Here is a 22158-nt window from a genome sequence, read left to right as displayed (position 1 = left end):
TGTTGTGTTGTCGACCCTGTGTTTTTCGAGTCTCAATTGCATGCAGCACAGTTCTGCCTAGATGTGTCGACCGCCATAACGCCAGGGCGTCAATGTTTAATAACGTCCGCGATGAGGCCTGATCATCCCGTGCATTCTCAGCATGGGGACCGTTGGCGGAACGGAGAACCACGAGTGCACACGTGGTGATAATCGGGGCAGGATATGCGGGCGTCATGGCAGCGAAGCGACTGCTGAGAACTCGGTCGGACATCACGGTGACCGGCGTGAATCCGCGCCCACACTTCGTGCAACGAATCAGGCTCCATCAGATGATCGCGGGCGGCTACGACGCGACGGTCTCGTTCGACAGGGCGCTACCGCGTGCGGCACACCAAGTCTTCGGAGAGGTGACGACGATCGAGGCGGGGCTCGGCAGGCTTACCCTCGACGACGGCAGTGTGCTCGACTACGACTATCTGGTCTACGCAGTCGGAAGTAGGCAGTTACCCAGCACTATCGGCGGGGCGGCGGAGCACGGGTTCAGCGTCTCCGAATTCGAGGACGCGGTTCGCCTCGAATCCAGAATGGCGACACTCGACGGGAAGGCTACGGTCTGCGTTGTCGGCGGCGGTCTCACCGGAATCGAGACTGCCGCAGAATTGGCTGAGCAGCGAAGCAGCCGAATCACTTTGGTGACCGGAGGAATCGTGTCCCCGGATCTGTCAGAGCGTGCGCGATCTGCAATTCTCAGAACATTGACCGATCTTGGGGTCGACATCGTCACCGAATCCCGGGTGACGCGGATCGACGGTTCGTCCTGCGAGCTTGCGGGAGGCGCACGGGTGGAGGCAGATTGCACGATTCTCGCGACAGAATTCGGGGTCCCCGATCTGGCGCGCCGAAGTGGCCTTCCCGTCGACGGTCTCGGTCGTCTGAAGGTCGACGACCGACTCGAATGCTCGTCCCACCCCAACATCGTCGGTGCGGGTGATGCGGTCGCAGTCGGTGATCTTTTACTGAGGATGAGTTGTCAGGCCGCGATTCCCTTGGGAGTCCATGCGGCCGAGACGATCCTGCATCGACTCGAAGGTTCCGCGCCGCGCCCGGTGGCTCCGAAGTTCGCAGGCCGGTGCATCAGTCTCGGGAGGCGGCGAGGTGTGTTCCAGCGGACCACTCGTGTCGACGACGCAGCGGGCATGTTCATCGCAGGCAGGGCGGGTGCGTTCGTCAAGGAACGAGTGTGTTCATCGACGACCGACTGGGCACTCACTCCGCGCCGCTCTTTCTTCTACAGCTGGACATGAGGAGCGCTGGTCACGCTCGATCACAGACTCGATCGATGATCGCCGCAGTCTTGCGGACGTACGGTTGGCGGACGACGTCTTCGTGGCACGCGTCGACGTCGTCGAAATCCAGTGAGCCCGTGGCAATGAGTGACCAGATCTCGCGTCCACGGTTGTTGGTGGCTCCACGGATCACGGTGACGGGCGCGGCGCATGCTCGTATCCGATGCTTCCGGAGCGCCTGGCCTCCGATGTAGAGGAACACGGTCCACTGGGTGGCCGGCGGGTACTGCAGAATGCCGGCGAACAGCGTGCGGATCCACATGGCCGCGACGGTGCGTCTGGTCGGCTTCCAGCGGGCATTGGTGGATGGTTGTGGTGCAAGGTCGACGATCGACGGATCCAAAGTGATGCCCGCTCGACCAGCCAGTCGTGCGGCAGCCTCGGTGGAGATTCTGGTGTCGAGAACGGTGACGTGTTCGACGGTGTCACCTGACTCGGACAGCTGTGTCGCCATTTCCAGCGCCACGTAGCCGCCGTACGAGTATCCGGCGAGGAGGTATGGCCCGGTGGGCTGAATCTTCTTGATTTCGAAAATGAAACGGCGGGCGCTTGCTTTCACCGACCGGTCGGGTAGTCCGCGAGATTCGAAGCCGTGTGGCTGAAGTGCGTAAACCGGCCGATCGGTGTGAAGCGCTTTCGACAAGGTGGACAGGGTCGTCGATGGGCACCCCGCTCCGTTCATGATGAACAGCGGTCGCCCGGACCCTTCGAGCTTCAGCGGAACCATCGTGTTGTGACAGACGCGATCATCGGGATCGATTCTGCGCCGATTTACCAGCGCTGCAAGGTCTTTGACGGTACTGGCGGCCGCGAACTCCGCTGCCGTGATCCGGATCCGGAACATGTCGTGAATCTTTGCCACCACTTCGGTTGAAGCAAGCGAGTCGCCGCCGAGTTCGAAGAAGTCGTCCCCACGGTCGATGGAGTCGATGCCGAGAATCGACTCCCAGATCGAGGACAACCACAATTCGGCGGGCCCGGCGAGAGTCGGTGAAGTGGACCGCACCTCGACGGAGGGCAGCGCTGTTCGATCGACCTTTCCTCTTTCGTTGCGGGGCAACGCCGGCATCAGAACAAAATGTCGGGGGAGCATCCAGGCCGGCAGATATGTCGCCAGTTCGCGCCGCATCTCGGCGCCCGACCGTGCCATCACGGTGTTGGTCAGGACCACGTAGGCGACAATCTCCGGTCGATCGTTCTCGAGGACGACGGCCACGAAAACATCAGCGACGCCGGGAATTCGACGAATATGCGACTCGACTTCCATCGGTTCCACCAGGTAGCCCCGAATCTTGACGGCGTCGTCGACGCGTCCCCGAAGTTGCAGTTCTCCGCGTTCGTCGATGCGGCCCCGGTCACCGGTCCGGTAGATGCTCACTCCGTCGCCCAGGCGCGTGAATCTTGCCGCAGTGCGATCCGGGTCGCCGTGGTATCCGTCGGCAAGATCACTCGAGACAACCTGAATCTCGCCGATCTCTCCGTCGGGGAGAGGCACGCCGTTCACATCGACGATCTGTACGTCCTTGCCGTCGCGAGCACGTCCGGCCGGTACCACTCCGACGGGTAGTTCGGAATGTGGTGGGAACGCGTTGTACGCGACGACACCGGTCTCGGTGGTGGCCAGCCAGTTGACGTACGTGACGCGAGCGAAGCCGTGACTGCGATGGCGCGCGTAGTCCTCGCCGTGAACTGCTTCCCCGTACGTTACGACGACGCGTAGGGAACCGATCGAATCATCATTTGCTGCATCGCAATCGAGATCCGACCACGCCCGCAGAAAGGACGGCGCACAGTGCGTGGTCGTGATCGAATTCTCGATCAGCCAGTCGTCGATTCCCGAGACGCCGTCGATACGTGGATCCCAGCAGAAGACCGTGACTCCGTTCATGAGCCCCATGATCAGGGCCGTGATTCCGGCTCCGAAACTGACGGGCAACAGGTTCCCGATGTGATCATCGGGTCGCAGGTCGATTGCTGCGGCGAGTTCGTCGGCCTTGTTCAGGCACATGGAGTGGCTCAACACGACTCCCTTGGGTGCCCCGCTGGTGCCTGACGTGAACGCGATCATGGCAGGGTCGGAACTCGATGGTTCCAACGCGCTGTCGAATCTGAAGCCCGTCGCAGCAGACTCGTCGAGTATCGACTGCAGCGGGACTGCACCCGAGGTGCTCATGATGTGCGCTCGGCGGGCCTCGGGGAGTTGTGGGTCGATCATGACCAAGGGCCGACCGGAAATCAGAGTGGCGAGGATGGCGGGCACCGACTCGGCCGTTGGTTCGAGATCGACCGCAACCGGGCGTGCCCCGTGTGACCCACGTAGGCGAAGTTCGCGGACCAATGCGTCGGTCCGGAGTTCGAGTTCGGCGAAAGTGATCCGGTCGCGCGGAGTCACGACGGCAACGGCGTCGTGCTGCATAGAGGTGACTCGGCGCCACCTCGACTCGATCGTCTCGTCGATGACTGCATAGCGAGTGCGTTCTAGACCTAAGTCGACAACCTTCATCACAGTAGCTCCGTCCGACTTTCAGCTATCTTTTAGCAAAGACTACATAAGGTTTGTTAAGTAGGTCCATAACAAACCAACAGTAGTTTTACATACCGCCCCATCCTCCAGTCCGCCAGCTCCGAATGCCTTGAGGAACCAATGCCGATCGAGCGTTGACAGACGAGGAGCAGTGACATGAAGTGGTCGGGGCGAAGTGCGATTGCGATTGCGGGAGTGTGTGCCGCAGCGACGATGTTTTCGGGAACCGCGCAGGCGAGCCCACTCTGGGAACCCTTGCAGCCGGTGGCGAACCTGGACGTCGCGCGCTACGTAGGGGAATGGAACCAGGTGGCGGCGATTCCTCAGCCCTTCAACCTCGCGTGCGCGAAGGACACCCGGGCGAGTTACGGGATCGTCGATTCGTCGAACGTGAGCGTGAAGAACACGTGTACGACGTGGACCGGTCAAGCCAACGAGATCGTCGGGAATGCCCGAGTTACCGATCCAGCAACGGGTGCCCAGTTGCATGTGAGCTTCCCCGGGGTGCCCTCACAGGAAAGCTTGGACGGCCCACCCAACTACATCGTCACCTACATTGCCGACGACTATTCGTGGGCACTGGTGGGCGATCCGCTCAGGCTTTCCGGGTTCGTGCTCTCACGGTCGGCGGTCATCGACGCGGCAGGCTGGAGTGAGATCCGCCGGGTCGCCGAATCCCGTGGATACAACGCATGCACGATCCTGACGTCACCGACCACCGAGGGCACGTCGGACATCCGTCCGCTCTGCACGGTGTGAGTCTGCTGTCAGCGTGAACCTTCCGGAGCCACACTCCACTACGATCACTGATCGGTACGTGTGGTTTCGGAAGGTTGTGTGGTGGCGAAGAAGCAGATTCCCGTAATAGTCGTCGCAGGCTTTCTCGGTTCGGGCAAGACGACGCTGCTCAACCATCTTCTGCGTAACAACGACGGTGTACGCATCGGCGTGATCGTCAACGACTTCGGATCCGTCAACATCGACTCGATGATGGTCGCCGGTCAGGTCGATTCGATGGTCTCTCTCAGCAACGGCTGTTTGTGCTGCGCTGTCGACGTCTCGGACATGGACGAGATGCTGAACAAGTTGGCGCACCGGCAGTCCGGGATCGACGTGATCGTCATCGAGGCCAGCGGGCTTGCCGAGCCGCGGAACATGATTCGACTCGTCCTCGGAAGTGAGAACCCGTCTGTCGTCTACGGCGGCCTGGTGGTCCTGGTCGACGGAGCCAATTTCTCCACCGTTCGCCGCGAACATCCCGAGCTCGATCAACATGTCCGCCTGGCAGACCTGGTGGTAGTCAACAAGATCGACAGCGTTCCGGTCGCCGAACGCGAGCGATTCACGGCCGAAATTCGTAAGTTGAATCCGCGAGCGCCGATGGTGGAAACCTCGCACTCGCGGATAGACCCCGCTCTGTTGTTCGATACCGGCGAGGTGACCCCTCCGGCTCCGGGCGATCAACTGAGCCTCGACGAGCTCCTGCGCGACGGGCACGACGACGATCACGAGGACGGCTCGTGTCACCACGATCACCTGCACCACCGCTACGAATCGGTTGATTTCGCATCGGAGACGCCTCTCGATGCCAGGGCTCTGACGCACTTTCTCGAGAATCAGCCGTCGGGTGTTTACCGCATCAAGGGCTTCGTGAACTTCGAGATTCCGGGCTACACAGGAAAATTCGAGATCCAATCGGTGGGTGATCATGTCCGGATCACGCCGCTGCGATGGAAGTCGGGCGAACCTCGAACCACGCAACTGGTCGTGATCGGCACCGGGATGGATTCGGGGGCGGTCGGCAGCGCGCTCCGCGCCTGCATGCGCGAAGAAACGGTCGAACCGCACCCCGACGCCATGCTGGGATTGCACCGCTATACCGTCGGGGCGTGAGTGAATCAGCTGTATCCGTGTACGAAGCGATTCGGCGACGGCGAGACGTTCGCGCCGAGTTCTCGGGAGAGATCGTCCCCGACGAAACTCTGATGCGCATTCTCGACGCCGCCCATCGCGCGCCGAGCGTGGGAAACACGCAACCGTGGGATTTTGTCGTCGTTCGTAATCCGGAGACGCTCGACACCTTCGCGGCACACGTCGCCGATGCCCGGGTGAAATTCGCGCAGTCTTTGCCCGAGGATCGCCGCTCGACGTTCGACCCCATCAAGATCGAGGGAATCGCCGAGAGCGGTACCGGCATCGTCGTCACTTACGACCCGTCGCGCGGTGGTCCGAACATCCTCGGCCGTCATACCGTCGACGACACCGGACTGTTCTCGGCGGTACTGGCAATTCAGAATTTGTGGCTCGCCGCGGTAGCCGAGGAGATCGGCATCGGCTGGGTTTCGTTCTACGACGAGAAGTACCTCACCGAACTCATGGGCATTCCGTCACCCGTTCGCCCCATTGCGTGGCTGTGCGTCGGGAAGGTGACCGAGTTTCAACAGGTTCCGGATCTCGAACGCTTCGGATGGCGACAGCGCCGGCCATTGGCCGACGCTGTCCACTACGAAACCTATTGAGTTGTACCGGGGGCCTAGCGTGCGGGACGGCCACCGGTGGAGCCTGCGGTGCGAGCGCCGCCGCCGGTGCGGGGACGGCGAGCGCCACCACCGGCATGTTCCTGACGGGCAGCTCCGCCGGTGCGAGCACCGCGTGACTGACCGCCCTGTCCGGAGCGAGCCTGACCCGAACGTGCTGCGCCGCCGCGTCCACCCTGGCCGGCGGGACGCTGTCCGCGTCCGCCGTTGGGCTGGGCAGGAGCCTTCGGAGCCGGCGTGACGTGCGGTGCGATGTCGCCGACCAACTTGACGACGTGCTCGGAGTTGGCAGTCGAACGGACCGGGGTCACCTTGATGGCTGCCTTGCGCATGAGGATCGCAAGATCCTTACGCTGCTCGGGCAGAACCACGGTGACCACGTCGCCGGCGCTGCCTGCGCGAGCGGTGCGACCACTGCGGTGCAGGTAAGCCTTGTGCTCGGCCGGCGGATCGACGTGGACGACCAACTCGACGTCGTCGACGTGGACGCCACGCGCTGCGACGTCGGTGGCGACGAGGACGCGCGCTTCACCGGCGGAGAATGCCGCCAGGTTACGGTCGCGAGCAGCCTGCGAGAGGTTGCCGTGAAGGTCAACGGACGGGATGCCCGACTCGGTGAGCTGGCGAGCCAACTTGCGAGCCTGGTGCTTGGTGCGCATGAACAGGATGCGACGACCGGTACCGGAAGCGAGCTTCTCGACCAGAGCCTTCTTGGCTTCGACGCCGTCGACGTCGAACACGTGGTGCGTCATTGCGGCGACGGGGGAGTTGGCCTCGTCGACCGAATGCATGACCTCGTTCTTGAGGAAACGCTTGACGAGCTTGTCGACGCCGTTGTCCAGCGTTGCCGAGAACAGTAGACGCTGCCCGTCCTGCGGGGTGGACGAGAGGATGCGGGTGACGACGGGCAGGAAGCCGAGGTCGGCCATGTGGTCGGCCTCGTCGAGCACGGTGATCTCGACGGCGTCGAGACTGACGAACTTCTGCTTCATGAGGTCTTCGAGGCGACCGGGGCAGGCGACGACGATGTCGACTCCGGCCTTGAGAGCCTGAACCTGGCGGTGCTGCGAGACACCACCGAAGATCGTGGTCACGCGCAAGTCGTATGCGGCGGCCAACGGTTCGAGGGTTGCGGTGATCTGGGTGGCGAGCTCACGCGTGGGTGCGAGCACCAGGCCGAGCGGTCGACCCGGACGACGCTTTCCTCCGGACAGTTCGCCGGCGAGGCGGGAGACCATGGGGATGGAGAACGCGAGGGTCTTGCCGCTTCCGGTCTTTCCGCGGCCCAGTACGTCGCGCCCCGAGAGAGTGTCGGGGAGGGTGTCGATCTGGATGGGGAACGGAGAAGTGATTCCGCCGTCTTCGAGAGCTTTCACCAGCGGTGCGCGCACACCGAGGGCTGCGAAGGTGGTAGCGGGCGTAGAGATGTCAGACAAGTGTGTTCAGAGCCTTTCGGGCACGTGTTCGTGCCCGGATGCCGACACGGGAATTAACCGGTCGAACAATCAAGCACAGTGGTGGCGGCGCTGCCGGTCGGCAGGCTTCTTCGCCGTAAGAAGAGCGGGTGCATTGAGCACTCAGCAAGAAAATTTGCGTTCCACGACGCTGGATGCCCGATTTCAGGCACCTAGTGATCGCAACTCTACCTTCCCGGAGCGTTCGACCTACAACCCGACCCATTCGGAGACGCCGTTCGCGAAATGTTGCCGCTTCCAGATCGGTACCTCGTGCTTGATGCGCTCCACCAGTTCGGCGCACGCGGCAAACGCCTCCGCTCGATGCGGCGCAGCGACGGCGGCGACCAGTGCGAGGTCGCCGATCTCGAGGTGACCGACGCGATGGATCGCGGCAACCGGCAGGCCGGTCGAGGCCGCAACCTCTTGGCAGCACGTCTCGAGGAAGCGTTCGGCATCCGGATGCGCTTGGTACTCCAACGCCGAAACCGCTTGACCTCCATCGTGATTGCGCACCGTTCCCGTGAACACCACAACAGCGCCGTTCTTCGGACCGGCCACGGCGGCGTCGACGGTGTCTGCGTGAATCGGTTGCTCGGAGATCCGAGCCAATAGCTCACTCATCGTGCGCTCCTCCGCCTGCGACCTGCGCGAGCAGGTGATCGATGATGGGTCCGAGGACGGCGAGACCGTCCTTCACTCCACCGGGAGAACCCGGAAGATTGACGATGACCGTCGTACCTGTGAGACCTGCCACACCACGGCTCAGCGACGCGTGCGGTGTCTTCTCGAGGCCCTTGGTCCGGATCGCTTCTGCGACGCCGGGCAACTCACGGGTCAAGACTGCCCGGGTAGCTTCCGGGGTGGCATCCGTGGGGGAAGCCCCCGTGCCGCCGGTACTGATGACGAGTGACGGGAAGCCCTCCTTGGCGTCAGTGATGCCCGCCGCGATGTCTGCGTCGGCGTACACAAGCGGTCCACGTACCTCGAAGTCCCGTTCACGTAGCCAGGTCGCGATCGTGGGTCCGGTGGTGTCGGGTCTGGTGCCGTTCGCACCGCCGGTGGAAGCCACGAGGACGGTCGCGGACCGTGCCGAGGTGAAGGTGTGCGCCGGAGCTGTCTGTGCGTTCTGAGTGTCGCGGGTCCAATGTCCGCGCTTACCACCGTCTTTGGTGAGCAGACGAACACCGTTCATGGTAGCTCCGGGGTCCACCGCTTTGACCATGTCGTGCAAGGTCAGGCCGGCTACCGCGACGGCGGTGAGTGCTTCCATCTCGACGCCGGTCTGTCCGCGAGTCTTCGCCGTCGCCTCGACGGTGATCGATGTTTCGGTGAACCCGAATTTCACCTTGACCGACGAGAGCGCGAGTTGATGACACAGCGGGATCAGTTCGGAGGTCTTCTTCGCACCGGCGATTCCGGCGATGCGCGCGGTGGTGAGGACATCAGCCTTGGGCATGCCGTCGGCGCGGACGAGGCGAACTACCTCGGCGGTCGTGACGAGTTCGCCGGCGGCGACGGCGATACGCGTCGTCTCGGCCTTGGCGCTGACGTCGACCATGCGCGCTCGGCCCTCGCTGTCGACGTGTGTCAATTCGGTCATCAGTGTCCTTTGAATCAGATCGAGTGAATCAGATCGAGGAAGTCGAGAGCGGGACGACGTCGACGAGATCGCCCGCGCCGAGCTCGGTCACGGCGGCGGGGATGTCGATCAGGACGTCGGCCCACGCCATGGCTGCAACAAGGTGCGATCCGGGTCCGGCAACGAGTTCGATTCCGTCCGCAGTTCTGCGTGCCCGCAGGAACTGCCGCTTGCCGTCCACCGAACGCAGCGGTGCAGTCAATGGGAGTCGCTCGCGCGGGATCTCGGGCAGGCCCGCGGCCCGGCGCAGTTCGCCCCGTGCGAAGACCTCGAAGGAGACCATCGTGCTCACCGGGTTGCCCGGGAAGCTCAGTACCGGCACTTCGTTCACCACTGCAGTGCCTTGCGGACCGCCCGGCTGCATTGCGACGTGGCCGAAGTGTGCTCCCAGAGGCGTGAGAGTTTCCTTCACCACCTCGAAGTCGCCCATGGACACTCCGCCGGAGGTGAACACCAGATCAGCGACCGAGGTTGCGTACGAGAGCAATTCGCGGAACTCGGCGGGGTCGTCGCTGCTTCGGGCGACGGATACGACATCGGCGCCGTTGGCTTCGGCCAATGTTGCCAAAGCTGGACCGTTGGAATCGTAGATCTCACCGGGTTCGAGAGTTGTTCCGGCACTTTTCAGTTCGGCGCCCGTCGTAATTATCGCGACCCGTGGCTTCGTGTAGGTGTCGAGCGAGGCCAGGCCCACAGCACTCAGCGCGGCGATATGGCGAGGTTCCAAGTGCGTTCCGGCCGTGACCAGTAGCATTCCGGCGGTGATGTCGCTGCCACGTTCGCGTACGAATTCGCCTACCGACCTGCCCCGTTCGATCGTGACGACGTGCTCGGTGACACCCGTTGTGTCCTCGACCGGAACAACGGCGTCGGCACCCTCGGGGAGCGGAGCACCGGTCATGATGCGAAATGCCGATCCTGGAAGGTGTTTCGGTGGTTTTCCGCTTCCAGCGGCGATCACGCCTCGAACCGTCAGTGTGGTCGGAACCGAGGCCACAGAAGCAGCATCGACGGCATACCCGTCCATCTGCGAGTTGCGGAAGAGTGGCAGGTCTACCGGCGATGCGATATCCGAGCAAGTTATGCGCCCCAACGCTTCTGCCGTCGGAACTGCCGTCGGAGAGAGGGTGTGCAGGCCGGTGAGCAATCCGGAGATGTGCGACGCGTGTTCCTCGACCGAACGCGCGCTCATGACAGTAACCTCGACAACCTCGACATGTTTTGATCCTAGGCGGTGTGGTCCGTCCGACACACGGAGTACGGCTTTCGGTCATACTGGAGCAATACGGAAGTTGGTGAAGTGATGACAGTGGTCTCGATGGGAATTCCCACCGTGCGGTTCGACGCTGCCTCCCTCGCCGGTCGTCCCGAGACGGATCTCCTGGTCGACAGGTTCGGGCGTGTTGCCAGAGATCTGCGAGTCTCGATCACCGAGAAGTGTTCACTTCGTTGCACGTATTGCATGCCGGAGGAAGGCTTGCCGGCCATCGCTGCGGAAGATCTTCTGAGTGCCGACGAGATCATTCGAGTGGTCGGAATCGGCGTCGAACGAGTCGGTATTCGCGAGGTGAGATTCACCGGCGGCGAACCGCTGATGCGTAGTGACCTCGAAAAGATCATCGGGGGGTGCGCCGCGCGCGTGCCAGGAATTCCACTTTCCATGACTACCAACGCCGTTGGGCTCGAACATCGTGCCGCAAAGCTGGCTGCAGCTGGTTTGACTCGCGTGAATGTTTCCCTGGATTCGGTTGATCGCGCCCATTTCGCTGAATTGACGCGTCGAGACAGGTTGCCGTCCGTTCTCGCGGGAATTCGAGCGGCAGCTGCGGCCGGGCTCGCGCCACTGAAGATCAATGCGGTGCTGATGCGTGAAACGCTCCACGGCGCGGCGGATCTTTTGCAGTGGTGCCTCGAAGCCGGCGTCGAATTGCGCTTTATCGAGCAAATGCCTCTGGACGCAGACCATGCATGGGCACGCGAGAACATGGTGACCGCGGCTGAATTGTTGTCCGTTTTGGGAAGCCGTTTCGAATTGGAAGCAATCGGCCGTGAAGATCCGTCGGCTCCTGCCGAAGAATGGCGTGTCGACGGGACCACGATGACGGTAGGGATCATCGCTTCCGTGACCCGCTCGTTCTGCAGTGAATGCGATCGGACGCGAATGACCGCAGAGGGAACAATTCGGTCATGTCTGTTCAGTGACCGTGAAGTTGATCTGCGTGCCGCGCTCAGGGCCGGAGCAAGTGACGACGAACTAGCGGATTTGTGGCGCGGTGCGATGTGGAACAAGTGGGCTGGGCACGGCATCGACGCCGCGGACTTCGTTCCGCCGGAAAGAAGTATGGGAGCGATTGGTGGCTGATCCGCATTCGATCTCGGTTCGTTACTTTGCTGCTGCAGCGGATGTATCCGGTTGCCGTAGCGAGGTAGTCGCCATCTCGCCTGACAACACACTTGCCGAGTTGGTGGCGGTGCTGGTCGGGCGATACGGACCGGAGATGGAGCGAGTGCTGTCGGTCTCGGCTTTCCTCGTCGGTGACGAGTTGACCCGCGACGTCTCTCGAGCCTCCGGTAGCGCTGTCGATATTCTTCCGCCTTTCGCTGGAGGCTAGTCCGAGAATTGCCGGCGTAGCTATTTGTGGGCTGCCGACATATTGTCCTTTTTCGGTTTGCCGGTCCAAATATTTATATCTTGATCACTCCAGCTCAAGTGGCATCTATCTCCGTTTTCTCCATTGTTGGTCAATTGTCCAGCATTGGTCGTTTTGTTTAGTTTCTCCTACTTTTGGGGGAGCGAATGCACTTCGAATTGCCAAGGTGAATTGTCATCTGTTTGGATGACAAAAGAAATACCTTCGCTGTTGGTAATTGTCGACATGTGTTAATTTTGGCGCAATTCCACTCGGGATATGTGAAAGGTATTTCAATGTCGATTAATTCCACGCGCCGTGTCGGAGTCGTCGTAGCGCTCCTCGGGGCAGCTGCACTCACCGCTCCGGCAATTGCTACTGCGCTTCCGTCCACCGGTTCTCTCGGCTCTTCTGCGCCGGAAGCCTCGTGCTCGACCCTGTCCACCGAAGCGACGCCGAACGGGTGGGGCATCCCGTTCACCGACGAGAAGGATCAGACCGCGTCGTACTCGGCCGACAACGTTCTCGACAAGGACGGTTCACTGAAGCTGGCCGTCGACGGTACCGGCGATCGTTCGGTTTCCTACCATTCGGCCGGCGGTATCAAGTTGTCCGACGCAGTCGGCAAGGCGATCGGCTTTGCCGAGCGCGCCGCCACGCCGACTGCGGCGTTCCAGCTCCGCCTCACCGGAACGACCGGCGGAAAGTTCGAGAACGGATTCACCACCCTGGTGTGGGTCCCGGGACCCGACGCGACGCCGACGGCTGACGGCGGCGTTCACGCGGATCTCCAGAAGGGCGTGTGGTGGAGCACTCAGAACATCGACGGCGCCAAGGACCGCGTGTCAGTGCCTTTGGCTGACATCGTCGCCGCGAACCCGAACGCGGTAGTCGACCACTACGGCGTCAGTGTGGGCACCGGTTCCGCCGCCACGTCGACGCTGGTCGATGCAGTGCAGTTCAACGGATGCACCACCAACTTCGCGAAGAAGGATCCGGCTTCGGGAACGGGTTCGCTGGTCGACGTCTTCGGCAGCCTGTTCGGTAGCTAGTCGCTGGTAAGAGCTCTGGTAGGAGTTACTTCCACCAGTCATCGAGGGGTGTGACCGGCACCGTGCGCTTGTGACGAGTGTTGGTGAACATCTTCTCGAGCTTCTCGGCTACCTCGGAGGAAACGTCCTTTCCTTCGAGGTAGTCGTCTATCTGTGAGTACGTGACGCCGAGGGCAACTTCGTCGGGTAGCGCGGGTCGGTCGTCCTCGAGGTCGGCGGTCGGCACCTTGCGCCACGTGCTCTCGGGTGCGCCCAATTCCTGCAGCAATGCAGCGCCCTGGCGTTTGCTCAAGCCGGTGAGCGGCGTGATGTCGACACCGCCGTCACCGAATTTCGTGAAGAAGCCGGTAATCGCTTCTGCGGCGTGGTCGGTACCGATCACGAGGTAGCCGAGCTGACCGGCAATCGCATACTGGATGACCATTCGTTCGCGCGCCTTGATGTTGCCGCGGACGAAGTCGCGTAGTTCGCCGTTTCCCAGCGCCTCGGAGGCCTCACGGGCCGTCGCGTCGGCGCCAGGCTTGACGTTGACCGTGAGAGAGCGGTCCGGCTTGATGAAGCCGAGCGCGATCTGAGCGTCGGATTCGTCGGCCTGAGCGCCATAGGGGAGTCGAACGGCGACGAACTCGGCCTCGTGGCCTTCTTCGCGAAGTTCCGTGACCGCGCGTTGGGCGAGGGCTCCGGCGAGCGTGCTGTCCTGACCGCCGCTGATTCCCAGAACGAACCCTTTGGCGGGGGTCGAGCGCACGTAGTCCTTCAGGAACTGGATTCGCGCGCGAACCTCCGCTGCGGCGTCGATTGTCGGCTTTGTGCCGAGTTCTTCGATGATGCTTTCACGCAGTGTGGCCATGAATGGACTCTAGCGATGTGAGCAGGCGCGTGCAGTGCCACCGTATCCGGGGCGGTACGGTCGCGCACATGAGTGCGAACAACGTTCTGGTGGTCAGTGCGACGAAGTCGGAAGCGGCATACGTGCCGCAAGGATGCGAACTGCTGATCACGGGGATTGGAAAGGTCAGTGCTGCAACAGCAGTCGCCTCTGCTCTCGCGCGGTACGAGCGGGATGATCTGCCGCTGGTCGTCAACATCGGGACAGCCGGTGCGCTGCACGCGCACCACGGCGGCCTCTATGTTCCCGGCGTCGTCATTAATCACGACATCAGCAGCACCGCGATCCGAGCGCTGGGGCACGACGTCGCGGACCGTTTGGTGCTCGCCGGCGGTGACGACTCGGTGTTGGCGACCGGCGACGCATTCATCGCCGACGCTGCAACCCGGGACGCCCTTGCACAGCGAGCCGATCTGGTCGACATGGAGGGGTTTGCCATCGCATTCGCCGCGCAGGCTGCGGGTGCTACCTGCCGACTCGTCAAACACGTCAGCGATCACGCGGACGACTCGGCCTTGGACTGGCCCGCGATGATCGATGCCAGCGCCCGCGAGTTGGGGCGCTGGCTGCTCGACAACGTCTGATCGAGCCTGCAGCGTCTGGTCAAGCCTGCGCAGTCAGTATCAATCCGGTGTCGTCGGGCTTGCGCAGGGTCAGCGTGTCGGCGTCGACGGAGTAGCTCACTTCGCCGTCGAGCACCGCCAGGATCTGGCGCTCGATGTCCATGTTCTCCTCGGGGCAAGCCATACGCGTGGTTGCCATCGGCGTGAACGTGACTGTGGTGTCGGACGTCTGGGCGCTTCCGGTCATGCGATTGCATCCGGTGCTCCCGCTGACCGAACCGTCTGCGGCAATCGTCAGTTCGGGAGCTGACGTCTCCAGAGCCAGGCTCGTACTGATCGCATCGGGACTGATGAGGGACGTGACAGTCCACGTCGTGCCCTGCAGCGGTCGATCCGGCGTGACGATTTTCTTGTCCTGCAGGGTGACTGTGGCGTCCTTCGATGTCAGGACGAGGGTGTCGCCGTCGAGGCTCCACGCCGGCGCGGCGGTCAGCAATGTTGTTGTCCAGGAGTCGGACTCGGCGATGCCGGGAGGGCAGCCCATCATGGTCGACGCCATGGTGCCGGTGGTCAGCGTGCCGTCGTTGAACTCGACCGAACCGTTTGCCGTGTTGCATCCGGCGCTCGCGGACACTCGACCGGCCTGGCTGAAGTCGAGAGTCAGCGGGCCGCCGCCGGGAATTTGTGTTCCATCCACGGAGGTCGAGATGAACACACGACCGGAGGGATCCGTCTTGTCTTCGGGGGAGTCGGACGAAGCGGAGCAACCGCTTACCGCGGCGATGGTCAGGAGGCCGATGACGGCTGCAGCGATGCGCATGGGCTCACATTAAGTGGTGGGACGGATCTGGGGAGTCAACATCGAGTAACGCGCCGGGCAAGGTCTTCCCAGCCGGCGGCCAGACGCTCGGTGGTCATCCCGAGATCGCGCACCTGATGAAGGACGAGCGACGCTTCGAGTGGTGCCAACAGTGCTGAAGCGAGCAGATCGAGGTCGCCCTCGACGCCGGCTCCTCGAAGAAGCCCGATGACGTGAGCGATGCCGAGCGCCCGGGCCGGACCGCCGAAGCGGTATTCAGGAGCGTTTTCCGCCGCTCGGAGGACTTCGCCCTGTACTTCCACCATGGCAATCCGGGCTCGTCCGAACGCGATGAGGCGCTCGATCGGCGGCGCGCCCGGACCCAACGGTGGGGGGCCAAACATGAATGCCTGCTGCAGTTCTCGCTCGGTGTGATCGAGCAGTGCCTGCATCAGTCCCGATCGATTGCCGAAGCGCCGAAAAACTGTGCCCTTGCCCACACCGGCCCGGCACGCGACAGCATCCATCGTCACCGCGTCGACACCTCGCTCGGCAACGAGGAGGGCTGCGGCGTCGAGCAGAAGTACGCGGTTACGTGCTGCGTCACCGCGCTCGACCGGCGCGGCGCCGATCTGGGGGAGGGGGATTGCGCTCACGGGATCAGGTTACAGGGCCGGGGAATGTAAGTGGACCGCGGTCCGTTTAGTTGATATAACTTTCAACCGGAGCCACCAACCGCACCACTCTCGAAGGAAACTCGCTATGTCACAGACCAATGTTCTCGTTCTCGTCGGCAGCCTGCGCGCCGGATCCGTCAACCGCCAGCTTGCCGAGACGGCTGTGTCCGCCGCACCCGAGGGTGCCACGCTGACGGTCTTCGAAGGCCTCGCCGACGTCCCCTTCTACAACGAAGACATCGACGTCGAGGGTGCTTCCATCCCCGCTGTCGACGCACTGCGCTCCGCTGCGAGCGACGCGGACGCGTTCCTGCTCGTCACCCCCGAGTACAACGGCACCATTCCCGCAGTTCTGAAGAACGCCATCGACTGGATCTCGCGTCCGTACGGTGTCGGTGCAGTCAAGGACAAGGCTGTCGCAGTCATCAGCGCTTCGCCCAGCGGCAACGGCGCCAAGTGGGCACACGAAGACACCACCAAGGCGGTCCGTATCGCCGGCGGCAAGGTCGTCGAGGACACTGCACTGAGCATCGGTGGAACCGGCGCACTGTTCGGTGAGCTGCACCCGCGTGAGAACGCAGAGGTGCTCGCTCAGGTCTCCAAGGTCGTCTCCGACCTCGTCGACGCCGGCAAGCAGCTCGTCAACGCGTAATCCGTTTCACGAATGAGGGCCATGCCGGAAGGTGTGGTCCTCATTCGTATGCGCGCTAGAGCCCTTCGCGTTCCATCGCGTCGTCGACCGCGTCGCGAACCGACTCGAAATCCTTGCCGGCCATCATCGCTTCGCCCATCGCAGCATCGATACGGTCGGCGACGGCGGCGTACCGACGCTCCCAGTTCTCCTTGTCCTCCCGCCAGTAACCCATCACGTGCATGCGGGTTGCCGGGATTTCCCATGTTCGACGCAGGTGAGTGCGGATGCGTCTGGCGGCCGCGGCCTCGACTGCACACCAGATGTAGCCCTCGCCGGGGGGCAGGGCAGCGTCGGCCAATTCGGCGAGCAGCGAGTCCGATTCCTCGATCCATCGGTAGTGAGCGTCGGCGCGCGTCGTGAACGTCTGCTGTTCGCTCGGCGCGGGTATCTGCGCGATGACGTGGATCGGTAGACCGTCGGGTGCTTCTTCGAGAATTCGCCCGATCGCGGGCAGAGCGGCGTGATCGGCGACCATCAGCAGCCAGTCGCAACCTGCCGGCGGCGTGAACCACCCGCTCGCCGTCGAGAGGTGAACGGTCTCGCCCGGTTGCGCAGTCGCGGCCCAGAGTGCCGCGCCGCCGTGGCCGTGGAGAACGAAGTCGATCTCCAGTTCGTTCTTCGACGGCTGCCAGCGCCGGACCGTGTAACTACGGGCGTGAGGGGGATCGAGGGGGAATCTGACGAGCACCCGTTCGTCGGGGCTCCCGCTCGTCTCGAAGTCGCTCAGGCCCTCCCCACCGAAGGTGATTCTGCGCATCAACGGTGTCACCTGCTGTGTTCTCGTCACGGTTGCCTGGTGGCGTGGAGCCTCGTCCTTCGGGGGTGTTTCCACGACGCTCATGGTAGGTCCGTGGCGCGGCTCCCAGAGGCTGGCGAGCACAAAAAGAAACTGTGACGCGCGACACGCCGACGCGCCGGGAAATGAAGGCGCTGAACTGGGGCGACCTGGGAATTCCAACGATGTGACTCACAACATCTCGCGTTATGTGTTTCTGTCGGCCACTAGGTGTAGTGTCTTGAGCACTGAGAGACCACAACGCGGAACGCTTCGAGCGAGACTCCGGCAATCGGTCGTATCGGTGCTGAACATCACTACATCGGCCTTTGTTGGCTAAGCGAAAGAGGGACTCTCATGAGCATCACCGTCTACACCAAGCCCGCTTGCGTTCAGTGCAATGCCACCTACCGCGCCCTGGACAAGGCCGGTCTCGAATACAACGTCATCGACATCACCGAGGATGCCGAAGCCCGCGACTACGTCATGGCTCTCGGGTACCTCCAGGCACCCATCGTGGTTGCCGGTGAAGATCACTGGTCGGGCTTCCGTCCCGATCGCATCAAGACCCTGACCGTCGCTGCTTGAAGCGCCGCAGTGTCGGCGGTGGACACCTCCGCCGACACATCTGAGTAGTTCCGGGCACCGTACAAGAAAATGGTGACAACCGATGACTTCGCTGGTCTATTTTTCCAGCGTGTCGGAGAACACCCACCGATTCGTTCAACGTCTCGGCCTGCCTGCGACACGTATACCTATCCATGACCGTGACGGCTCATTTCGTGTAGACGAGCCCTATGTGCTGATTCTGCCCACCTATGGTGGCGGGGTCACCGTGACAGGGCGCGACACCAGTTATGTACCGAAGCCGGTCATTCGTTTTTTGAACAATCCACACAACAGGTCGTTGATCAGAGCAGTGATCGCGGCGGGAAACACCAATTTCGGTGAGTCCTTTTGCTATGCAGGAAACATCATTTCCCAGAAATGCCACGTTCCTTTTCTGTACCGGTTCGAACTCATGGGCACTGCCGAGGACGTCGACCGGGTACGAGAAGGCTTGGGGGAGTTCTGGAATCATCTCGAAACAGAGAAGGAGCACGGGCAGTGGCGCCAACCATCACTGACACGATCGCGGCAGGAAGCGTAGAGCGTGATGCGCGCGGCGGCGATTCCACCAACGGTCTCGACTACCACGCACTCAACGCCATGCTCAACCTGTACGGCGCCAACGGTGAGATCCAGTTCGAGATGGATGTCGCTGCAGCCCGTCAGTACTTCTTGCAGCACGTCAACCAGAACACCGTGTTCTTCCACAACCTCGACGAGAAGCTGGACTACCTCGTCGAGGAAAACTATTACGAGCCCGAGGTTCTCGATCAGTACTCACGTACTTTCGTGAAGTTCCTGATCGATCACGCGTACGCCAAGAAGTTCCGCTTCCCGACGTTTCTGGGTGCATTCAAGTACTACACCTCCTACACGCTCAAGACCTTCGACGGTAAGCGCTACCTCGAGCGTTTCGAAGATCGTGTCTGCATGGTTGCGCTCACCCTGGCCGCAGGCAACGAAGACCTGGCCGTCGAACTCGTCGACGAGATCATCGCCGGACGCTTCCAGCCCGCCACCCCGACGTTCCTGAACTCGGGTAAGAAGCAGCGCGGTGAGCCCGTGTCCTGCTTCCTGCTTCGTATCGAAGACAACATGGAGTCCATCGGTCGCTCCATCAACTCGGCACTGCAGCTGTCCAAGCGCGGTGGCGGAGTTGCCTTGCTGCTCACCAACGTTCGTGAGCACGGCGCCCCGATCAAGAAGATCGAGAACCAGAGTTCGGGTGTCATCCCGATCATGAAGCTTCTCGAGGACTCGTTCTCCTACGCCAACCAGTTGGGTGCGCGTCAGGGCGCCGGTGCTGTGTACCTGCATGCGCACCACCCCGACATCTACAGGTTCCTCGACACCAAGCGTGAGAACGCCGACGAGAAGATCCGTATCAAGACGCTCTCACTCGGCGTCGTGATCCCGGACATCACGTTCGAACTGGCGAAGAAGAACGAGGACATGTACCTGTTCTCGCCGTACGACGTCGAGCGCATCTACGGAGTTCCGTTCTCCGACATCAACGTCTCCGAGAAGTACTACGAGATGGTCGACGACAAGCGAATTCGCAAGTCCAAGATCAAAGCTCGCGAGTTCTTCCAGACCGTCGCCGAATTGCAGTTCGAATCGGGCTACCCCTACATCATGTTCGAGGACACGGTGAACCGGGCAAACCCGATCGAGGGCAAGATCACGCACTCGAACCTGTGCTCGGAGATCCTGCAGGTTTCGACGCCTTCACTGTTCAACGACGACCTGTCCTACTCGAAGGTCGGCAAGGACATCTCCTGCAACCTGGGTTCGCTGAACATCGCGAAGACCATGGACTCGCCCGACTTCGCCAAGACCATCGAAGTGTCGATCCGCGGATTGACGGCGGTGTCCGATCAGACGCACATCTACTCGGTGCCGTCGATCGAGCAGGGCAACAACGACTCTCACGCCATCGGCCTCGGTCAGATGAACCTGCACGGATACCTTGCTCGTGAGCGGATCTTCTACGGCAGCGAAGAAGGCATCGACTTCACGAACATCTACTTCTACACCGTGCTGTTCCACGCACTGCGTGCGTCGAACAAGATCGCCATCGAGCGCGGCTCGTACTTCAAGGGTTTCGCGGAGTCGAAGTACGCCTCGGGTGAATTCTTCGACAAGTACACCGACCAGGCCTGGGAGCCTGCAACCGACAAGGTTCGCGGACTCTTCGCCGATGCGAAGCTGCACATCCCCACCCAGGACGACTGGCGTGAGCTGAAGGCTTCGGTTCAGAAGCACGGTATCTACAACCAGAACCTTCAGGCCGTCCCGCCGACCGGCTCGATCTCGTACATCAACTACTCCACCAGCTCCATCCACCCGGTGGCGTCGAAGATCGAGATCCGCAAGGAAGGCAAGATCGGCCGCGTCTACTACCCGGCGCCCTACCTGACCAACGACAACCTGGAGTACTACCAGGATGCCTACGAAATCGGGTACGAGAAGATCGTCGACACCTATGCTGCCGCAACGCAACACGTCGACCAGGGCCTGTCGCTGACGCTGTTCTTCAAGGACACCGCAACAACCCGCGACATCAACAAGGCGCAGATCTACGCGTGGCGTAAGGGCATCAAGACGCTGTACTACATCCGTCTGCGTCAGATGGCACTCGAAGGCACCGAGGTCGAGGGCTGCGTTTCCTGCATGCTGTAGAGGGCTCCGCCCCCGTGCGCCTTTTCGGTAGTGATTACTACCGAAAAGGCGCACAGGGGTATCAGGCCGGCGGACGGCCGGGACCGTGCATCTTGCCGGCATTCTTCGGCATACGACCGTGTTCGGTGAGTGCGCGCCGAAGGAGAAACTCGATCTGGGCGTTGGTACTTCGGAGATCGTCGGCCGCCCAGCGGGCAAGCGCGTCGTGCACCGCAGGATCCAACCGAAGCAGGATCTTCTTACGCTCCGATCTCGGAGCTGGATCCGTGGCCATGTGGCCTTTCCTTTACTGGTAGAGCGAACCGGTGTTCAGCACCGGTTGTGCGTCGCGGTCGCCGCACAGCACGACCAGAAGGTTACTGATCATCGTGGCCTTGCGTTCCTCGTCGAGTTCGACGACGTGCTTTTCCTCGAGCTGCTTGAGTGCCATGTCGACCATGGACACCGCACCTTCGACGATTTGCTTGCGGGCGGCTATCACTGCACCCGCTTGCTGGCGCCGAAGCATCGCGCTGGCGATTTCGGGTGCATACGAGAGCCGGTTGATGCGTGTCTCGATAACTTCGACACCCGCCGCACGCACGCGGGCGTGAACCTCCTCCGACAAGGTGGTGGTGATGATGTCGGCGTTCTCGCGCAACGAGACTCGGCCTTCGGCGTCGTACGGGTAGCTACCGGCGATATGGCGGACGGCCGCCTCGGTCTGTACGGAGACGAACTCCTCGTAATCGTCCACCTGGAACGAGGCGAGCGCTGTGTCGGCCACCTGCCAGACGACCACCGCCGAGATCTCGATGGGATTGCCGTCGGCGTCGTTCACTTTCGCCTGACCGGTCTCATGGTTTCGGATGCGCGTCGAGATCGATCGACGGACCGTCAGCGGGTTTGTCCATCGCAGTCCCGGCGTGCGCAAGGTGCCGCTGTACGAGCTTCCGAGAAGTTGCAGAACTCGGGCTTGATTAGGTTGCACCAAGGTCAGGCCCATCAGGAGGGGGAGTGACGCGATGAACAGCACCACTCCGACCGGAATCAGGGCGAAGAGTCCCAGAACTCCGCCAACGACGGACAGCGCGATTCCGGCCAGGAAGAGAAGGACGCCGCCGAGGAGCATCCAGCTGCCGGACAGGTCCCAGCCTGGGCGTTCGGCGATCGTTGTGGTGGCGACTCCGGTCGGTTTCTCGGCCACGGTGGGTGTGCTGGTCATGCGAGACTCGCTTTCCATCGGTAAGTGATATTTAATTGATATCACATTTTTTGTACTCGTGGAGGGGCGCGTGCGACACATGTTGTTGTGTTGGCATCG

The 22158-nt window shown here is 62.0% G+C and carries 23 protein-coding genes; 12 read left to right on the top strand and 11 right to left on the bottom strand.

The genetic code is table 11. The features are described from left to right. The first annotated feature begins 182 nt into the window (after nucleotides 1-182). The gene (locus tag ABH939_RS08275) at nucleotides 183-1286 is read left to right on the top strand and encodes an NAD(P)/FAD-dependent oxidoreductase (RefSeq protein WP_404649546.1); all 1104 of its coding nucleotides are present in this window, start codon (nucleotides 183-185) and stop codon (nucleotides 1284-1286) included. A gap of 10 nt (nucleotides 1287-1296) precedes the next feature. Here the strand turns inward: ABH939_RS08275 and ABH939_RS08270 are convergent, their stop codons facing one another. Then, nucleotides 1297-3831, bottom strand: a complete 2535-nt coding sequence (locus tag ABH939_RS08270) for an alpha/beta fold hydrolase (RefSeq protein ID WP_165638277.1) — start codon at nucleotides 3829-3831, stop codon at nucleotides 1297-1299. A gap of 177 nt (nucleotides 3832-4008) precedes the next feature. On the opposite strand from ABH939_RS08270, the gene ABH939_RS08265 reads away from it, so the two are divergent. The 3 genes from ABH939_RS08265 to bluB all read left to right on the top strand — a co-directional run bounded on the left by ABH939_RS08265 (nucleotide 4009) and on the right by bluB (nucleotide 6371). Then, a complete protein-coding gene (locus tag ABH939_RS08265) occupies nucleotides 4009-4611 on the top strand; it encodes a lipocalin family protein (RefSeq protein WP_042924492.1) in 603 nt (200 codons plus the stop codon). Nucleotides 4612-4692: 81 nt separating this feature from the next. After that, nucleotides 4693-5745, top strand: coding sequence for a GTP-binding protein (locus ABH939_RS08260; protein WP_058038591.1), 1053 nt, complete (start codon nucleotides 4693-4695; stop codon nucleotides 5743-5745). After that, entirely contained in the window at nucleotides 5742-6371 is a 630-nt protein-coding gene (bluB, locus tag ABH939_RS08255) for a 5,6-dimethylbenzimidazole synthase (protein ID WP_007731309.1), read from the top strand. Before ABH939_RS08260 ends, bluB begins: the two co-directional genes overlap by 4 nt. Before the next feature lie 14 nt (nucleotides 6372-6385). Here bluB and ABH939_RS08250 read toward each other — a convergent pair whose 3' ends face one another. The 4 genes from ABH939_RS08250 to glp form a co-directional block, all read right to left on the bottom strand. Continuing rightward, nucleotides 6386-7825, bottom strand: a complete 1440-nt coding sequence (locus ABH939_RS08250) for a DEAD/DEAH box helicase (protein ID WP_042450056.1) — start codon at nucleotides 7823-7825, stop codon at nucleotides 6386-6388. Nucleotides 7826-8053: 228 nt separating this feature from the next. Further along, nucleotides 8054-8467 carry a molybdenum cofactor biosynthesis protein MoaE gene (locus tag ABH939_RS08245; RefSeq protein ID WP_003944730.1) on the bottom strand — a complete coding sequence of 138 codons (414 nt, stop codon included), beginning with the start codon at nucleotides 8465-8467 and terminating at the stop codon, nucleotides 8054-8056. After that, nucleotides 8460-9446 carry a bifunctional molybdenum cofactor biosynthesis protein MoaC/MoaB gene (gene moaCB, locus ABH939_RS08240; RefSeq protein WP_404649545.1) on the bottom strand — a complete coding sequence of 329 codons (987 nt, stop codon included), beginning with the start codon at nucleotides 9444-9446 and terminating at the stop codon, nucleotides 8460-8462. Before moaCB ends, ABH939_RS08245 begins: the two co-directional genes overlap by 8 nt. Before the next feature lie 28 nt (nucleotides 9447-9474). Continuing rightward, on the bottom strand, nucleotides 9475-10677 hold the full coding sequence (gene glp, locus ABH939_RS08235; protein WP_003944714.1) for a gephyrin-like molybdotransferase Glp: 1203 nt from the start codon (nucleotides 10675-10677) through the stop codon (nucleotides 9475-9477). A gap of 111 nt (nucleotides 10678-10788) precedes the next feature. Between glp and moaA the strand changes: the two genes are divergently transcribed. The 3 genes from moaA to ABH939_RS08220 all read left to right on the top strand — a co-directional run bounded on the left by moaA (nucleotide 10789) and on the right by ABH939_RS08220 (nucleotide 13167). Continuing rightward, the gene (moaA, locus tag ABH939_RS08230; protein WP_047271625.1) at nucleotides 10789-11847 is read left to right on the top strand and encodes a GTP 3',8-cyclase MoaA; all 1059 of its coding nucleotides are present in this window, start codon (nucleotides 10789-10791) and stop codon (nucleotides 11845-11847) included. Further along, nucleotides 11840-12097 (top strand): MoaD/ThiS family protein, encoded by a 258-nt coding sequence (locus ABH939_RS08225; protein WP_003944706.1) that lies wholly within the window; start codon nucleotides 11840-11842, stop codon nucleotides 12095-12097. The genes moaA and ABH939_RS08225 overlap by 8 nt, the downstream gene beginning before the upstream one ends. Nucleotides 12098-12411: 314 nt before the next feature. Then, entirely contained in the window at nucleotides 12412-13167 is a 756-nt protein-coding gene (locus ABH939_RS08220; RefSeq protein ID WP_404649544.1) for a hypothetical protein, read from the top strand. 25 nt (nucleotides 13168-13192) lie between these two features. On the opposite strand, the gene nadE is transcribed toward ABH939_RS08220, so the two are convergent. Beyond that, on the bottom strand, nucleotides 13193-14017 hold the full coding sequence (gene nadE, locus ABH939_RS08215; RefSeq protein WP_054187784.1) for an ammonia-dependent NAD(+) synthetase: 825 nt from the start codon (nucleotides 14015-14017) through the stop codon (nucleotides 13193-13195). A 68-nt stretch (nucleotides 14018-14085) separates the two neighbouring features. On the opposite strand from nadE, the gene ABH939_RS08210 reads away from it, so the two are divergent. Further along, nucleotides 14086-14640 (top strand): nucleosidase, encoded by a 555-nt coding sequence (locus ABH939_RS08210; protein ID WP_065352914.1) that lies wholly within the window; start codon nucleotides 14086-14088, stop codon nucleotides 14638-14640. A 19-nt stretch (nucleotides 14641-14659) separates the two neighbouring features. Here ABH939_RS08210 and ABH939_RS08205 read toward each other — a convergent pair whose 3' ends face one another. Together ABH939_RS08205 and ABH939_RS08200 are read right to left on the bottom strand one after the other, a co-directional pair. Continuing rightward, nucleotides 14660-15439, bottom strand: a complete 780-nt coding sequence (locus ABH939_RS08205) for an META domain-containing protein (RefSeq protein ID WP_065352354.1) — start codon at nucleotides 15437-15439, stop codon at nucleotides 14660-14662. 35 nt (nucleotides 15440-15474) lie between these two features. After that, entirely contained in the window at nucleotides 15475-16074 is a 600-nt protein-coding gene (locus tag ABH939_RS08200; protein WP_003944690.1) for a TetR/AcrR family transcriptional regulator, read from the bottom strand. Between the two features lie 106 nt (nucleotides 16075-16180). Between ABH939_RS08200 and ABH939_RS08195 the strand changes: the two genes are divergently transcribed. Then, a complete protein-coding gene (locus tag ABH939_RS08195) occupies nucleotides 16181-16747 on the top strand; it encodes an NAD(P)H-dependent oxidoreductase (RefSeq protein ID WP_030534957.1) in 567 nt (188 codons plus the stop codon). Nucleotides 16748-16802: 55 nt separating this feature from the next. Here ABH939_RS08195 and ABH939_RS08190 read toward each other — a convergent pair whose 3' ends face one another. Then, nucleotides 16803-17630, bottom strand: coding sequence for a siderophore-interacting protein (locus tag ABH939_RS08190; RefSeq protein ID WP_404649543.1), 828 nt, complete (start codon nucleotides 17628-17630; stop codon nucleotides 16803-16805). A 291-nt stretch (nucleotides 17631-17921) separates the two neighbouring features. Between ABH939_RS08190 and nrdH the strand changes: the two genes are divergently transcribed. The 3 genes from nrdH to nrdE all read left to right on the top strand — a co-directional run bounded on the left by nrdH (nucleotide 17922) and on the right by nrdE (nucleotide 20855). Beyond that, on the top strand, nucleotides 17922-18152 hold the full coding sequence (nrdH, locus tag ABH939_RS08185) for a glutaredoxin-like protein NrdH (protein WP_003944717.1): 231 nt from the start codon (nucleotides 17922-17924) through the stop codon (nucleotides 18150-18152). An 82-nt stretch (nucleotides 18153-18234) separates the two neighbouring features. Continuing rightward, nucleotides 18235-18714: a class Ib ribonucleoside-diphosphate reductase assembly flavoprotein NrdI gene (gene nrdI / locus ABH939_RS08180; protein WP_003944767.1), complete on the top strand. Its 480-nt coding sequence runs from the start codon at nucleotides 18235-18237 to the stop codon at nucleotides 18712-18714. After that, nucleotides 18672-20855 carry a class 1b ribonucleoside-diphosphate reductase subunit alpha gene (gene nrdE, locus ABH939_RS08175; RefSeq protein ID WP_404649542.1) on the top strand — a complete coding sequence of 728 codons (2184 nt, stop codon included), beginning with the start codon at nucleotides 18672-18674 and terminating at the stop codon, nucleotides 20853-20855. The genes nrdI and nrdE overlap by 43 nt, the downstream gene beginning before the upstream one ends. Nucleotides 20856-20916: 61 nt before the next feature. On the opposite strand, the gene ABH939_RS08170 is transcribed toward nrdE, so the two are convergent. Together ABH939_RS08170 and ABH939_RS08165 are read right to left on the bottom strand one after the other, a co-directional pair. Next, nucleotides 20917-21129 (bottom strand): hypothetical protein, encoded by a 213-nt coding sequence (locus tag ABH939_RS08170; RefSeq protein WP_003944723.1) that lies wholly within the window; start codon nucleotides 21127-21129, stop codon nucleotides 20917-20919. A gap of 12 nt (nucleotides 21130-21141) precedes the next feature. Further along, nucleotides 21142-22059, bottom strand: a complete 918-nt coding sequence (locus ABH939_RS08165; protein WP_003944699.1) for an SPFH domain-containing protein — start codon at nucleotides 22057-22059, stop codon at nucleotides 21142-21144. Between the last annotated feature and the right edge of the window lie 99 nt (nucleotides 22060-22158).

Source organism: Rhodococcus sp. 27YEA6 (assembly GCF_044908235.1).
GTDB classification, from domain to species: Bacteria; Actinomycetota; Actinomycetes; order Mycobacteriales; family Mycobacteriaceae; genus Rhodococcus_F; species Rhodococcus_F qingshengii.
Note: the sequence above shows the minus strand (reverse complement) of the source record. Positions and strands in the feature narration are given on the sequence as shown.